The sequence below is a fragment of the Daejeonella sp. AP26 genome (assembly GCF_056680515.1).
Genome location: NZ_CM155286.1, coordinates 3,519,435 through 3,534,153 on the forward strand (window position 1 = coordinate 3,519,435; position 14,719 = coordinate 3,534,153).

Annotated in this window: 13 protein-coding genes; 2 read left to right on the forward strand and 11 right to left on the reverse strand. The window is 43.3% G+C overall.

Going from position 1 to position 14,719, the window contains the following annotated elements; all coding sequences use genetic code 11:
- Positions 1-56 precede the first annotated feature (56 nt).
- On the reverse strand, positions 57-2,681 hold the full coding sequence (cphA, locus tag AC1MCB_RS14970) for a cyanophycin synthetase (protein WP_479965514.1): 2,625 nt from the start codon (positions 2,679-2,681) through the stop codon (positions 57-59).
- A 295-nt stretch (positions 2,682-2,976) separates the two neighbouring features.
- Between cphA and AC1MCB_RS14975 the strand changes: the two genes are divergently transcribed.
- On the forward strand, positions 2,977-3,879 hold the full coding sequence (locus AC1MCB_RS14975) for a cyanophycinase (RefSeq protein WP_479965515.1): 903 nt from the start codon (positions 2,977-2,979) through the stop codon (positions 3,877-3,879).
- A gap of 4 nt (positions 3,880-3,883) precedes the next feature.
- The gene (locus tag AC1MCB_RS14980; protein ID WP_479965516.1) at positions 3,884-4,729 is read left to right on the forward strand and encodes an isoaspartyl peptidase/L-asparaginase; all 846 of its coding nucleotides are present in this window, start codon (positions 3,884-3,886) and stop codon (positions 4,727-4,729) included.
- An 11-nt stretch (positions 4,730-4,740) separates the two neighbouring features.
- Here AC1MCB_RS14980 and AC1MCB_RS14985 read toward each other — a convergent pair whose 3' ends face one another.
- From AC1MCB_RS14985 to argC, 10 genes are all read right to left on the reverse strand, one after another.
- On the reverse strand, positions 4,741-5,445 hold the full coding sequence (locus tag AC1MCB_RS14985) for an SAM-dependent methyltransferase (protein ID WP_479965517.1): 705 nt from the start codon (positions 5,443-5,445) through the stop codon (positions 4,741-4,743).
- Positions 5,446-5,490: 45 nt separating this feature from the next.
- A complete protein-coding gene (locus AC1MCB_RS14990) occupies positions 5,491-6,747 on the reverse strand; it encodes a pyridoxal phosphate-dependent aminotransferase (RefSeq protein ID WP_479965518.1) in 1,257 nt (418 codons plus the stop codon).
- Positions 6,748-6,804: 57 nt separating this feature from the next.
- Complete coding sequence (argH, locus tag AC1MCB_RS14995; RefSeq protein ID WP_479965519.1) at positions 6,805-8,145, reverse strand: argininosuccinate lyase; 1,341 nt, start codon at positions 8,143-8,145, stop codon at positions 6,805-6,807.
- Positions 8,146-8,221: 76 nt separating this feature from the next.
- Positions 8,222-8,806 carry a GNAT family N-acetyltransferase gene (locus AC1MCB_RS15000; protein WP_479965520.1) on the reverse strand — a complete coding sequence of 195 codons (585 nt, stop codon included), beginning with the start codon at positions 8,804-8,806 and terminating at the stop codon, positions 8,222-8,224.
- A complete protein-coding gene (locus tag AC1MCB_RS15005; RefSeq protein ID WP_479965521.1) occupies positions 8,806-9,867 on the reverse strand; it encodes a M20 family metallo-hydrolase in 1,062 nt (353 codons plus the stop codon). The genes AC1MCB_RS15000 and AC1MCB_RS15005 overlap by 1 nt, the downstream gene beginning before the upstream one ends.
- A 7-nt stretch (positions 9,868-9,874) precedes the next feature.
- Positions 9,875-10,690 carry a pyrroline-5-carboxylate reductase gene (gene proC, locus AC1MCB_RS15010; protein WP_479965522.1) on the reverse strand — a complete coding sequence of 272 codons (816 nt, stop codon included), beginning with the start codon at positions 10,688-10,690 and terminating at the stop codon, positions 9,875-9,877.
- Between the two features lie 2 nt (positions 10,691-10,692).
- Positions 10,693-11,502 (reverse strand): acetylglutamate kinase, encoded by an 810-nt coding sequence (gene argB, locus AC1MCB_RS15015; protein ID WP_479965523.1) that lies wholly within the window; start codon positions 11,500-11,502, stop codon positions 10,693-10,695.
- Positions 11,502-12,497 carry a Rossmann-fold NAD(P)-binding domain-containing protein gene (locus AC1MCB_RS15020; RefSeq protein WP_479965524.1) on the reverse strand — a complete coding sequence of 332 codons (996 nt, stop codon included), beginning with the start codon at positions 12,495-12,497 and terminating at the stop codon, positions 11,502-11,504. The genes argB and AC1MCB_RS15020 overlap by 1 nt, the downstream gene beginning before the upstream one ends.
- A complete protein-coding gene (locus AC1MCB_RS15025) occupies positions 12,494-13,627 on the reverse strand; it encodes an aspartate aminotransferase family protein (RefSeq protein ID WP_479965525.1) in 1,134 nt (377 codons plus the stop codon). The genes AC1MCB_RS15020 and AC1MCB_RS15025 overlap by 4 nt, the downstream gene beginning before the upstream one ends.
- Positions 13,627-14,646 carry an N-acetyl-gamma-glutamyl-phosphate reductase gene (argC, locus tag AC1MCB_RS15030; RefSeq protein WP_479965526.1) on the reverse strand — a complete coding sequence of 340 codons (1,020 nt, stop codon included), beginning with the start codon at positions 14,644-14,646 and terminating at the stop codon, positions 13,627-13,629. The genes AC1MCB_RS15025 and argC overlap by 1 nt, the downstream gene beginning before the upstream one ends.
- Between the last annotated feature and the right edge of the window lie 73 nt (positions 14,647-14,719).

Here is a 14,719-nt window from a genome sequence, read left to right on the forward strand (position 1 = left end):
ATAAATTACAGATTGCGATAGTAATATTTCGAAGCGAGCATTGGAATGTTCAGTTGTTACCCTTCTTTAATTCCCGCTTCCCTATCCTGGTACGCCTGTACAGATTCTAATGCCTGGCTGACCGAATCGCCAATTATGGTGATAAACGAACCCGGTGTTACATTATCTATAGCATAAGCTAAAGCTTCATCACCTTTCGGAATAATGGCCAGGGGAACCTCAGGTTTTACTTCTTTGATACCTTCCACGATCAACGAAACCACGTTTTCATAAGCCCGACCCCGAAGATACTTCTCCTGGCAAATAATGATATCGTCGAACATCCGTGCAGAGATACGACCTATCTCGCGAAGATCATCATCTCTCCGGTCACCAGTTCCCGATATGATTCCGGTATGACGTTTCACATCAAGCGTAGCTAAGAAGTCTCCGATACCGTTTAATCCCGCAGGGTTGTGAGCAAAGTCAACCATTAATTTGAAATCCTTAAACTCGAAGATGTTCATACGACCAGGAGTATGAGCTGCTGACGGAACAAAGGTTTCAAGTGAAAGGCGGATATCTTCAATCTTAAATCCCCAGACAAAGGTAGCCAGACAAGCGGCCAGGGCATTGTGGATCATAAAGTCAACCGTTCCATTGAATGTGATGGGCACATGGGTTACTTTTTCTACCCTGATTTTCCAGTCTCCCTTTTTTATCGTCAGAAAGCCGTTTTCGTATACCGCAGCGATGCCGCCTTTACGGCAGTGATCAACAACCACTGGATTTTTTTCATCGAGAGTGAAAAACCCAACATTACACCTCGCCTCGCGGCCAATGCGAACACAGTGTTCATTATCCGCGTTTAATATTGCCCAGCCGTCGCTTTTGACTGCTCCGACAATAACCTGCTTAACTTTGGCCAGGTCTTCAAGCGTATGTATATCGGAAATTCCTAAATGATCTTCCTGAATATTAGTGACGACAGCGATGTCGCAGTTACTAAAACCTAACCCTGAGCGAAGGATACCACCCCGGGCTGTTTCCAGTACCGCAAATTCAACGGTGGGATCTTTCATTACGAACTCCGCGCTTACAGGTCCGGTGGTGTCACCTTTCAACATCATCGAGTTTTGTATATAAACTCCATCTGAAGTTGTAAAGCCTACTCTGTAGCCATTGTTTTTAACGATATGGGCTATCAGGCGCGTCGTAGTTGTTTTACCATTAGTACCAGTTATCGCAATGATTGGAATACTTGCCGACTTTCCGGGCGGATACAGCATATCCAAAACCGGTGCAGCTACATTTCGTGGCAATCCTTCACTTGGTGCCAGATGCATCCGGAAACCCGGTGCAGCATTCACTTCAAGAACCACTCCCCCATTGTCAGTTAAAGGTTCGGTTAAGTTCATCGCCATAATATCTATTCCGCAAATATCAAGACCTATGACGCGCGCAATTCGCTCGCAGATAAATATGTTTTGCGGATGAACCATATCGGTTACGTCGATCGATGTCCCCCCGGTACTCAGATTTGCAGTTGACTTCAGACAGATAACTTCACCTTTAGCAGGAATGGTTTCCAGCGTATAGTTTTGTTTGGCCAGTAAATCCATGGTGTCCCGGTCTATGGTAATCTCCGTTAGCACATTCTCATGTCCATAGCCTCTTCTAGGGTCATTGTTTTCAGTCTCTATTAATTCCTGGATGGTGTGAACCCCATCGGCGATCACATTGGCCGGAACACGCTGAGCTGCCGCAACCATCCGGTTATCAATTACCAGAACCCTGAAATCATGACCTGATATGAAACTTTCTACAATTACCCGGTGAGAGAATTTCTGAGCATGAGCGAAGGCTTCTATGGCCTCGGCTTCAGTTTTTACATTAATAGTAGCTCCCTTACCATGATTGCCGTTTAAGGGTTTGAAGACTAAGGGAAAACCAACTTTTCTAATCGCTTCCTGCAATCCTTCTTCGTTGTGAATAGTTAAACCTTTAGCAACAGGTATGGCCTGTTCTTTTAAGATTCGTTTTGTCTCGTCCTTATTGCCGGCAAGATCTACTGCGATGCTACTAGTTTTATCGGTCATGGTAGCGCGAAAGCGCACCTGGTTTTTTCCATAGCCCAGCTGAACAAGTGAATTGCTGTTCAAGCGGATATATGGTATTTTTCGGGCTACCGCTTCGTCAATAATCGACGCAGTACTTGGTCCGAAGCGTTCGCGTTCCCGCATTTTTTTCATGGTCAGTATGTCCTTATCAAGATCATACTCGCGCCCGTCTATCAGGGCTTGGGCTATATTAACAGCGGCCTCAGCAGCAAAAGCACCGACAGATTCTTCTAAATAGCTGAAAACTACATTATATATACCACTCGTCTTAGTCTCCCGGGTTCTGCCAAAGCCGGTTTCCATTCCTGCCAGACTTTGAATCTCGAGTGCAATGTGTTCAATAACATGGCCCATCCAGGTTCCCTTGTCAATTCTTTCGAACAATCCACCCTGACGCCCTGGTGAACAACGATGTGTAATTAAACTTGGTATGAGTTTCTCAATCCCCTCTCTGAAACCAGGGATCTTGTTAGTAGGAAATTGCTCCAGTTCTTCCAGATCAAGTCGCATCTGGATAAGTTTTTTACGTCGGATAGACCAGATATTTGGACCTTTTAGAACTTGTATACCAAGTATTTTCATTTTTAGAGTATATTTTTTTTTTAACCGGTGATGTTGTGATATGTCTGATATATTAATGACGAGACCCTACAGTGCGAGCATAGCGTTTCAACCAATCCAATAAGTTTTCACTTTTTCTTAAACTCATAAGGGATTATTGTGGCTATGAAAGTATGAAAAGGAATGTTTATCGGGACAAAAATCAGTACAAAAACCCAATAAATCAGATAAAGTTTTGTGGATAAGTTATAAACTTATGTTTCAACTTCTAACCTTGAGTTCTATATTTGACAAGTTGCAGTAAATATATTCAATTATGGTTCCAAAAGGTAAGCTCGTTATCATTGGCGGTGCAGTAGATCTGGGAAGCTCCTTAAATTTTAACGAGAATATCAGCCATCCCCATTACATCAAATTTTTTGAACGCGGAATTTTAAAGAGAATCATTACAGAATCTGCCAAAAAGGAAGAGTCGGTAGTGGAGGTTATAACCACGGCTTCTCAAATCCCTGATATCGTAGGCGTTGAATATATCAAGTCTTTCAACCAGCTGCAAGTATACAATGTCAACGTTCTGCACATTAAAAGTCGCGAGGATGCAAATAATCGGGCATACATAGAAAGGCTTCAGAAGGCTGATGTGATTATGTTCAGCGGCGGCGATCAGCTGCGATTAAGCTCAATTTTCGGCGGCACCCAGTTTCTTCAGATTCTGAAGAAAAAATATATTGATGAAGACTTCATGATCGCCGGCACATCGGCAGGGGCCGCTGCGGCCTCTACCAACATGATTTATCGAGGCAGTAGCAGCGAGGCACTGATAAAGGGAGAAGTTCAGATTACCGCAGGGCTCGGATTTATTGACTCTGTGATTATTGACACACATTTTGTACAACGCGGTAGGATAGGTCGGTTATTCTATGCCGTTGCAAGTAATCCGGGAATGCTTGGCATCGGATTAGGAGAAGATGCGGGACTTTTAATAACTAACGGAGATACCATGGAAGCTATCGGTTCCGGATTAACAATCCTGGTGGATGGAAGGTTTATCAGTGAAACAAGCATTTACGATGTACAGATGGGAGCGCCGGTCTCCATTGATAATCTTCGGGTACATGTGATGTCGATCTTCGACAAGTACGATCTGCATAAGCACGAGCTTAGCATTAACAAGGGGGTTAAGGTAGAAGAAGGTGTCTTTATTAAGGTGAAGGAATAGGAAAATGAAATCTAAATTGATCATTCATGGCGGTTTCTTCAGCGAGTCGAACACCAACCAGGAAGTAAAAAAGGCAAAGCAGGATGCTCTGTCGGATATTGCAATACAAGCTGCTGCTTATTTGAAAACCCACACAGCGCTTCAGACCGTTGTTTTTGCAGTTTCATTATTGGAGGATTGCGAACTCTTCAATGCAGGGCTAGGTTCGCAGGTACAAAGCGATGGCAAGATCAGATTAAGCGCATCGTTGATGGATAGCGTATCCAAAAAGTTTTCAGGAGTCATAAATGTTGAAGACGTAAAAAATCCTATTCAAATAGCCGAAAAGCTGTTAGGGTATGACGATAGCGTTCTAAGCGGCGAGGGAGCTTTAGACTTTGCACGGAAAAATGGATTTGACTTCTTCAATCCGGAGACTGAACTACGGCGTCAGGAATATTATCAAAAACTTGAGGCATCCCGCAAAGGTACAGTTGGCTGTGTGGCCCTGGATGAAGAAGGAAACCTGGCCGCTGCCACTTCTACAGGTGGCAAAGGGTTTGAAATCCCCTGCCGGGTCAGTGATTCTGCGACTGTTGCGGGGAATTACGCAAATCAATATGCTGCTATTTCCTGTACAGGCGTAGGAGAAGATATTGTAAGCGCTGCACTGGCTGCTAAAATCGTAACCCGTGTGACAGATGGGTTTTCATTGAAGGAGGCAACTGACAAATCCTTCGGTGAGTTAAAAACATTCGACGGATTTGCCGGCATTATTGGAATTTCTGCCAACGGAGAAATGTATCACTGGGACTCGCATCCTTATATGGTATGGGCGTCTGTAGATGACGTTGTCGAAGTATTTGACTAATCCGATCTTACCTACTTAGATAAAAGGTAGATCACAGGCTTTTTATGAAGTTCAGGCACCTGTTTTCGCCACTCAGCAACGCTCTTAGTTTGAACCATCTCATCTTCTGCTGTCAGATTACAAGCTATGCAAAGCTGCGTTTGGGGTTTGCAGGATCGCAATATTTCCTCCAGCATCGGATTGTTCCTGAAGGGGGTTTCGATGAATAACTGAGTTTGATTATGTTTTTCAGCCAGGCCTTCCAATTCCTTAATTCTTTGTGAGCGCTGAAGTTTATCGATTGGGAGATACCCGTGAAATGTAAAACTCTGCCCATTGAATCCGGAAGCCATCAGGGCAAGTAAAATAGAACTTGGACCGACTAAAGGAACAACCTTAATTCCTTTTTTATGCGCGTAAGCAACGATATCTGCGCCGGGATCGGCAATTCCCGGACATCCAGCCTCGCTCATCAAGCCTACATCCTTTCCGTTCAGTAACCCCGTGAAAAATTCAGCGAGGTTATCCCTGTTATGTTTCCCGTAATCATGAACGATCAGCTCACTTTGCGGAATTTGTAAACCGGCTTCCTTTAAAAATCTTCGGGCGGTTTTACTATTCTCTACGATATATTCACTGATGTGATTGATGGTCTCAGTAAGGAAGGGTGTAAAAGACTTGGCAGTTGCGTTCTCTGCCAGTGGTACCGGAATTAGATATAGGGTTCCCAGGGTCATTAGAAGTGATTTTAAAATTATAAATAATAAGAATAGATGGGAATCTTACTTCAGCTTTTCAAGAGCTGCTTTCAGTCGCGGTACCATGGTTTCAATATCTGATAACGAACATCCGCCCACGGATGCTCTGAACCAGTTCATATTGCCATCAGAACCAAACGCTGAAAAGGGAACAAGTGCAATCTTTGCCTCCTTGATAAGATAGAAGTTAACATCCGCACTGGTTTTTAGCAAATCTCCTTCAGGGGTTGTCTTGCCTGCATAATCAACCTTAATCGTCAGGTAGATCGCACCCATCGGAGATATAGAGTCTACCTGGAAGCCCTCAGACTTTAAGTGCATTACACCCCTATAAAGAGTATCCAAACTTAGCTGAAGTTGACTTTTAAACGATGCTAGATAAGCATTCAAATCATCGGTCTGAGTTAAGAACTTCGATGTGGCAATTTGTTCTGCTTTAGGAGCCCATGCACCTATATGCCCAAGGATAGAACGCATTTTTCCAATAATTTCATTCGGACCAAATGACCAGCCTACCCGTACACCGGTTGCAGCAAAACATTTTGAGATACCATCGATGAAGATGACATACTTTCTGACCTCAGGGCGCATGGTGATAGGCTCAAAGTGTTCATGATCCCCAAATGTCAATAGTGAGTAGATCTGATCGTATAGGATATATAAAGGCTTTTCATTTGCCGGCCTGCTTTTATTCTCCTCTATTACCAGGTCGCATATATCTGCCAGATCGCCTTTAGTAAACATCGTTCCTGTGGGATTGAGGGGCGAGCATAAGGCCAGCAGCGTTGCGCCCTTTAAATGCGGACGAAGATCATCGGCAGTGGGCATAAAATTATTGGCAGCAGACGTGGGGACTGCTACTCCATTTGCACCTGAAAGGTGGCAATAATGATTGTTATTCCAGGAAGGTGTGGGATAAACAACCGTATCACCCGGATCAACCAGGGCAAGATATGTGGCATAAATTAAGGGACGTGAACCACCGGCTACTAGAATTTCATTGATATCATATTTAAGATGATAGCGCTCATTTAAAAATACCGAGATATTTTCACGCAGCACCGTTACACCGTCGGCAGGTGGATAATTAGTATGATTCCCGTGATAGGCATCAATAATACCCTGCTTTAAACCAGCAGGGATTGGAAAAATAGCTGGATCAAAATCACCGATAGTCAGGTTTGCAATCTTCTCGCCCCTCTTCTTCAGCTCATTGATCTCACCACCGATCTTAATTATTTCTGATCCTTTTAAAGTTTGCGCTAATGTAGATACACTCATTCCAATTAATTTTATTTATAGTTAAATGGCCTTGGTGACCGTTTCAAGTTAATGATATTATGCTTGTTTTCCAAGTAGGGCGGCAATCGCTGATTCCACTTTCTTAAAAGTAAATCCCTGCAATGTGCTATTAAAAGCCTCTCTTATTTGCGTGTTACAAAGGTTGCCAATGCTTCCCTCATGAGTATGATTAACTTGTCCGGAAGCTTGAAATTCTCCCTTCTCAATCTGACTTCCAATTAACTTATAGGCTTCCCGAAAGGGCACCCCCTTTAGCACTTCTTCGTTTACAGCGTCGACGCTAAACAGATAAGCGTATTTATCATCTTTCAGAATGTCATCGTTAATTGTAATATTTTGGAGCATGAATGCAGTCATTTCCAGGCACTCATTTAATGATTGAAATGCCGGAAAAAGGTTTTCTTTAAGCAGTTGCAGATCACGGTGGTAACCCGACGGCAGGTTGGTGGTCATCAACGCTATCTCATTCGGTAAAGCCTGGATCTTATTACACCTCGCGCGTATTAACTCGAAAACATCCGGGTTCTTTTTATGTGGCATGATGCTCGACCCTGTTGTCAATTCGTCCGGAAAACTGATGAATGCGAAGTTTTGATTGATGAATAAACAGACGTCCATAGCCATTTTCGCTAACGAAGCCGCTATTGATGACATGGCTTGGGCTAGTATCCTTTCGGTTTTACCTCGACCCATCTGCGCGTAAACGACATTGTAGTTCAGCGAATCAAAGCCGAGTAGTTCAGTTGTTAATGTTCTGTTCAAAGGAAATGAAGAACCATACCCAGCTGCTGAACCAAGAGGATTTTTATTACAAATCTTCCACGCAGCCAGCATGAGTTCCATATCATCGGCTAAGCTTTCGGCATAAGCACCAAACCATAAACCGAAGGAAGATGGCATAGCGATCTGTAAATGAGTATAGCCCGGTAAGAGCTTAGCTTTGTGCTCCTCGCTTTGTTCGATAAGCTGATTAAATAACAAACTGCTATTACTTACCATTTCCCGGATCTGATCCCGAAAAAACAACTTCAGATCAACAAGAACCTGGTCATTGCGTGAGCGTCCGCTGTGAATTTTTTTGCCAGCTTCACCAATTCGTTTTGTTAATAATAACTCAACCTGCGAATGGACATCTTCGACATGAGGTTCAATAATGAAATCACCCTGTTCAATTTCCTTAAAAATATCTTTCAGGCCAGCTTGAACCTGTGCTAAATCGCCATCATCCAACAAACCGATCTCATTGAGCATTCGGGTGTGAGCCAGTGAACCCAGCACATCAAAACGAGCGAGCTGCATATCCAGTTCGCGGTCATTACCAACCGTAAATTTCTCTACCGACTTCTCTACTTCTTTATCCTTTTGCCAGAGCTTCATTGTGTTTGTTTAGTTATTAATTTACTGCTGTTTATTCGAGCTACTATCGACTTATGGGTATTGCAGACATTCAATCTTATCCGATCACTTTAAAATATCTGGATTCAATATCCTGCCATTCGGATCTTAATATGCTATAGAAAACAGAATTCCGCAGATACCCATTGTGTAGCTTCATGTGCTGTCGTAATATGCCTTCCTCAGTAGCACCAATGCCTCTTATAGCTTTTCGTGACTGAACATTACGCTCGTCAGCCTTTAATTCAATTCTATTGAGATTTAACTCCTCAAATCCATATTTGAGGATCAAATGTTTCATTGCTTTATTCAATCCGCTTCCCTGAAATCGTTTGCCGATCCAGGTCCAGCCGATTTGACCGCGTTCGTCTTTCCATGATATTTCGGCAAGGCGCGTACAGCCGGCTATTGAATTCGTTTGCTTGTCTATAATTGTCCAAACAGAACATACCCCTTCATCGCGGGCAGCGAGGGCACTTTTGATATATCTTTCTAATTCGCCAGGCTGACTAAGATCGGCCAGACCATATACCCATAGATCTTTGTCATTGGCAATTGCTTGTAATTCAAATTCATCTGAAACAGCAAGCGGCCTTAATAAAACCCGCTCATTTTCGAGAGCTATATCCAGCTTCGTTTTCATTAAATTAAGATCCGGTCCAACATTTTAGTATAAACTTCCACTCCTTCTTTGATTTCGTTAAGGTAGATGAATTCATCAGCCATATGAGATCTTGCAGAATCACCAGGACCCATCTTTAATGAAGGAATATCAAGCAAGGCCTGGTCACTTGTTGTGGGTGAGCCATATGTTCGAAGCCCCATCGAAATACCAGCCTGTACGATTGGATGGCCTGTACTGATTGAGGATGATTTTAAACGTACAGACCGTGGCGTAACCTTGCAGCTTACGTTGTTCCGGATTATCTTCAAAACTTCTTCATTTCGGTAACTATCAGTAACCCGCACGTCTACAGTAAACTTGCATGTGGCTGGCACAACATTATGCTGAGAACCAGCTTCAATTATAGTTACACTCATTTTTACGGGGCCAAAAAGCGGAGATTCTTTAGCAAAGCGATAAGTTCGGAACCATTCAATGTCCTTAATAGCCTTGTAAATGGCATTGTCTCCTTCCTCACGGGCAGCATGACCTGATTTGCCTTCTGAGACACAATCCAGAACCATCAAACCTCTCTCGGCTATGGCAAGTTGCATTTGAGTTGGCTCGCCGACTATAGCAAACTCCAAGTCTCCCAGCTCCGGCAATATTAGCTCAAGGCCGTTAATGCCAGATATTTCTTCTTCCGCCGTCGCGGCAAGGCAGATGTTGTATTTTAAATCCTCGCGGTCATTATAATGAAGAAAGGTCGCGATTAAAGAAACTAAGCAACCGCCGGCATCATTACTTCCAAGTCCGTAAAGTTTGCCGTCAATCTCATCTGCTAAAAAGGGATCACGGGTATATCCGGTATTCGGTTTTACCGTGTCATGATGTGAATTAAGCAGAAGGGTAGGTTTATTGACGTCGAAAGCCTTATTAAATGCCCATATATTATTATTCTTCCGATGCGTTTTTATCCCGCTCTGATGTAGAAAAAGCTCAATGATTGCAGCAGTACCGTCCTCTTCCTTACTGAACGAGGGAGTTTGAATGAGTTTTTTAAGAAGTGCTATGCTGCGGTCCACAAGGGTCTCAACCATTGAAATATTATTCTTTTTTGTATAGTTCCCCGGCTTTAATTGCCGACAATTTAATGCCTTTAATTAAAGAAGAACTGAACCCCTGATGTTCCATTTCATTCAAGCCGGCAATGGTACAACCTTTTGGAGAAGTTACCTTATCGATTTCATGTTCCGGATGGCTTTGATTATGGAGAAGCAGATCTGCCGCTCCCTTAGCCGTTTGCACGGCCATTCTCAATGCATCTTCTGCATGAAAACCAATCTCAATGCCACCTTGTGATGCAGCACGTATGCCCCTCAAAAAGAAAGCAACGCCACAAGCACATAGTGCTGTGGCGGCAGTCATAAGATCTTCGTTTATCTGGATCACCGAACCCACTGTGTCAAACATTTTGGTGACGACTACTAAATCTTCTGCGGTTGCATTATCCGTGGCAATACAGGTCATAGATTGACATATTGCAATCGCCGTATTGGGCATGGCTCGCACAACGTGGACGTCATTTCCTAATTTAGACCGGATATTCGCGCAGGTAACGCCAGAAACCACGGAAATTACAAGGTGTTTATGCGGATCAATAGCTCCAGCTATCTGTTCAAGAACCTGATCCAGTTGCTGAGGCAACACTGCTATTATAACAATTGAGGATTTGGCAACAGCAGCAAAGTTATCATTGCTAACCTTGTAACCAAGGTCGGCCTGCTCCGATAAGTGTTGCAGATCACGCCGTGTTAAGGTTATATCAGCCGGTTTGCAATAATCGGCCTTAACGAGGCCTTTTGCTAGCGACATTCCAATATTACCGCTTCCTAAAACTGCTGTTTTCGTTGATAATTCCATTACTACTTAATTAACCGTGTGCCAAAATTCTGTTCTCTTAAGGAAGGCAAAGCATCAGCTTTCCCAATGTAAACTTGCTTAAGGCCTTTTGATATGGCATCAAAAGCATTATCCAGTTTAGGTATCATACCCTCGTTTATGATGCCTTGCTGCTTTAAATCTGCATATTTTTTTAAGCTGATTTCAGTAATAACTGAATCTTCATCTTCAATATTCTGCAACACGCCTTTTTTCTCGAAGCAATATACAAGGGATGTAGTGTATCGTCCTGACATAGCAGCTGCTAGTACTGAGGAAATAGTGTCAGCATTAGTATTAAAAAGCTGGCCTGATCCATCATGTGTAATGGCAGCAAAAACCGGAACAAAATCAGCCTGAAGCAATTTATCAATAGATTCAATATTCACTGAGTTTTCATCCAGATCACCCACAAAGCCATAATCAAGATCACTGCCGGTAATCGGATGCTTGCGAATAGGTCGCTTAACCGCTTTGATTATATTTCCGTCCGCACCTGTCAGACCGATAGCGTTGCAATGTTTGCCTTGTAAGCCTGCGGTTATGGTTTTATTGATCAATCCGGCATATACCATGGTAACTACCTTTAGGCTCTGAGCATCCGTCACCCTTCGGCCTTCAACCAGTGTCGCTTTTATTCCAAGATCAGCTGAAAGTTTTGTCGCTATTTTTCCACCACCGTGAATCAGTATTTTGTATCCATCAAGGTCGGCAAAATCGGTTAAAAATCTCTCCAAACTTTCCGGGTTATCAATAACATTTCCTCCTATTTTAACAACGGTCAGACGGTTCATTATACCAGATCGGTTAGCATTCTTTTCAAAACGGCCTGCGCAGCCCAAAGCCGGTTGCCGGCCTCAGCAATAACTAAAGAATGTGGTCCATCTAAAATCTCAGATGAAAGTTCAAGATCCCGGCGCACAGGCAGGCAATGCATCACTTTAGCAGCATTGGTTTGCTTTAATCTTTTTTCTGTAAGCATCCAGCCTTCCCCGTCGTTTAAAATCTTACCGTAGTCGCTGTAACTCGACCAGTTTTTAACATATATAAAGTCGGCATCGGCCAAGGCATCGTCTTGTTTAAAGGTGATCGTAGCCCCATCGGTAAACTCCTCAGCAAGTTCATAGCCTTCCGGATAAGTGATCACAAAATCAAGCAGACCTTCCTTTTGCGCTTTACACATCCACTCTGAAAAAGAGTTAGGGACAGCCTGAGGTAAAGGCTTCACATGAGGAGCCCAGGTTAGAACAACCTTAGGTTTCGCTTTAACCCGGCCCTCCCCTGAAAAGTAAGGGGAGTTGTTTGCGTGTTCCACGATTGTAATTAGGTCTGCCAGACTTTGAAGCGGATGACGGGTTGCGCTTTCCAGGCTCACAACAGGAACACCGCAATATTTGACAAATTTGTTGAATAGATCTTCGCTATAATCCTCATCCCGGTTTTCCAGTTTAGGAAAAGAACGTAAACCCAGAATATCACAATACTGACCCATTACGGCGGCGGCTTCGCGAATATGCTCTACCGTAGAGCCATTCATTACCACGCCATCCTGCGTTTCAAGCGCCCAGCCTTCCTTGTCCAAATTCATCACCATCACATTCATCCCCAGGTTTAAAGCTGCTTTCTGAGTGCTCAATCGGGTTCGAAGGCTCGGGTTTAAGAAAACCAGTCCCAGCGTTTTATTTTTACCTAACTGCTTGAACTCATACGGCGATTCCTTTAAAGAAAGTGCTTCCTGCACAATGTCCTGAAGATTATCAATATCGTTTACTGAGGAAAATGTCTTCATCCGTTGAGAGTTTTTGAGAATGCGTCAAGAAAAACATCTGCTTCAACTTTCGATAAGTTTAAAGCCGGAAGCAGACGGATAATATTTGGTTTAGCTTCACCCGTAAAAATACGATGCTTGAAGAGTAAATCCTTCTTTACATGTGATAATTCATCGGGTAATTCTATTCCGATCATCAAACCCAAGCCACGAACCTCTAATACCCGGTCAAATTTTTTCAATTCTTTCATTAGGTATTCACCAACTGAAGCTGCGTTCTGCATCAGATTATCCTCTTCGATAACTTCCAGCACTGCTAATGCCGCAGCGCAAGCCAGGTGATTACCACCAAAAGTAGTACCCAACATGCCGTGCCATGGTTTAAATTTCGGTGCAATTGAAATTCCGCCAATGGGAAAGCCATTGCCCATCCCTTTGGCCATCGTATAAATATCGGCATCTACGCCTGCAAAATCGTGCGAGTAAAACTTACCGCTCCGACCATAGCCACACTGAACGCTGTCAGCAATGAAAAGCGCATCATATTGATCACATAATGATCTGATCTTTTGCAGAAAGCTGTTAGATGCCAATCGTATGCCGCCGACCCCCTGAATACCTTCAATAATTACCGATGAGATCTCATCACCAAACTCAGCAAAGGCTTGTTCAAGAGCGGACTCATCATTGTGCGGAAGGAAAACAATATTGTCAGTTTCGTTTACAGGCGCAATAATCTTGGGATTATCAGTGGCCGCTACCGCCAGGGAAGTTCTGCCGTGGAAAGCACGTGAAAATGAAATTACTTTCTTCCGACTGTTATAGAAAGAAGCAAGTTTCAGCGCATTTTCATTAGCCTCAGCCCCTGAATTACATAGAAATAACTGGTAGTCCTCCTTTCCCGAAACACGACCAAGCTTGTCCGCCAGTTCTTCCTGCAAAGGAATCTTAATGGAATTTGAGTAGAAGGCAATTTTATTCAGCTGATCGGTGATTCGCTTTACGTAATGAGGGTGCGTGTGTCCGATGGAGATGACGGCATGACCGCCGTAGAGATCCAGGTATCGGACACCCTTTTCATCCCAAACAGTACTGCCACAGGCTTTTACGATCTCAATATCGTTGATTGGATAAACGTCGAATAATTCCATTAGAATGCAACTGGTTTTAATTTGAGGCCTGAGGTTTCGTCGAAACCAAACATTAAATTCATATTCTGCACCGCATGTCCGCTCGCTCCCTTTACAAGGTTGTCGATTATCGAAACTATGAAGAGTTTGTTACCGTGCTTCTCCACGTGGATCAGACATTTATTCGTATTTACAACCTGCTTCAGATCCACATTCTTCTTGCTTATATGGGTAAAGGGATGCGAACTATAGAACTCTGAATATAGTTTCTCAGCCTCCTCTTGTGTTAAATCACAATCAAGATAAATAGCAGCCAGAATGCCCCGGGCGAAATCACCACGCTGGGGGATGAAGTTCAGTTCATCACTAAAGTTTTCCTGAAGTTGATTTACAGACTCCTTGATTTCATTGAGGTGCTGATGCCCGAAAGCTTTATAAACCGACAGGTTGTTATTTCGCCAGCTGAAATGTGACGTTGTAGAAAGACTTTGCCCGGCACCGGTTGAACCGGTCGTGGCATTAATGTGTATCTCACCATTCAACAAACCTTTTGACGCAAGCGGTAATAATGCCAGTTGAATAGATGTGGCAAAACAACCTGGGTTTGCGATATTTTGAGCAGTTTTTATTTCTTCACGATTAAGCTCAGGGAGTCCGTACTTGAAATTACGTGCCTTTAATTGAGAGTTGCGGGATAACCTGAAATCCTGGCTTAAATCGATGATCTTAACTCTTTCATTGATATTATTGGAATCTAAAAACTTCTTTGCATCACCGTAACCGACGCATAAGAATAAAACATCGGCCTCACCCAAACCCTCTCCGGAGGAGAGGGTTTCTAAGATCTCGTTGCCACTAAATTTCAACTCCGTATCACCAAACAGATCTGTATGAACTTCAGAAACGGGATTGCCGGCGTTGCTGTTGCTATGCACAAACGCGATTTCAACCTGCGGATGATTGATCAATATCCGGATCAGTTCACCACCGGTATAACCCGCGCCACCTACAATACCTGCCTTAATGCGTTTCTCGCTCATAGTCAATCCTTATTACATTACATCAAACCATTTACCTTCCCACCTTCAACCTTCCAACCTTCAACCATCTCCC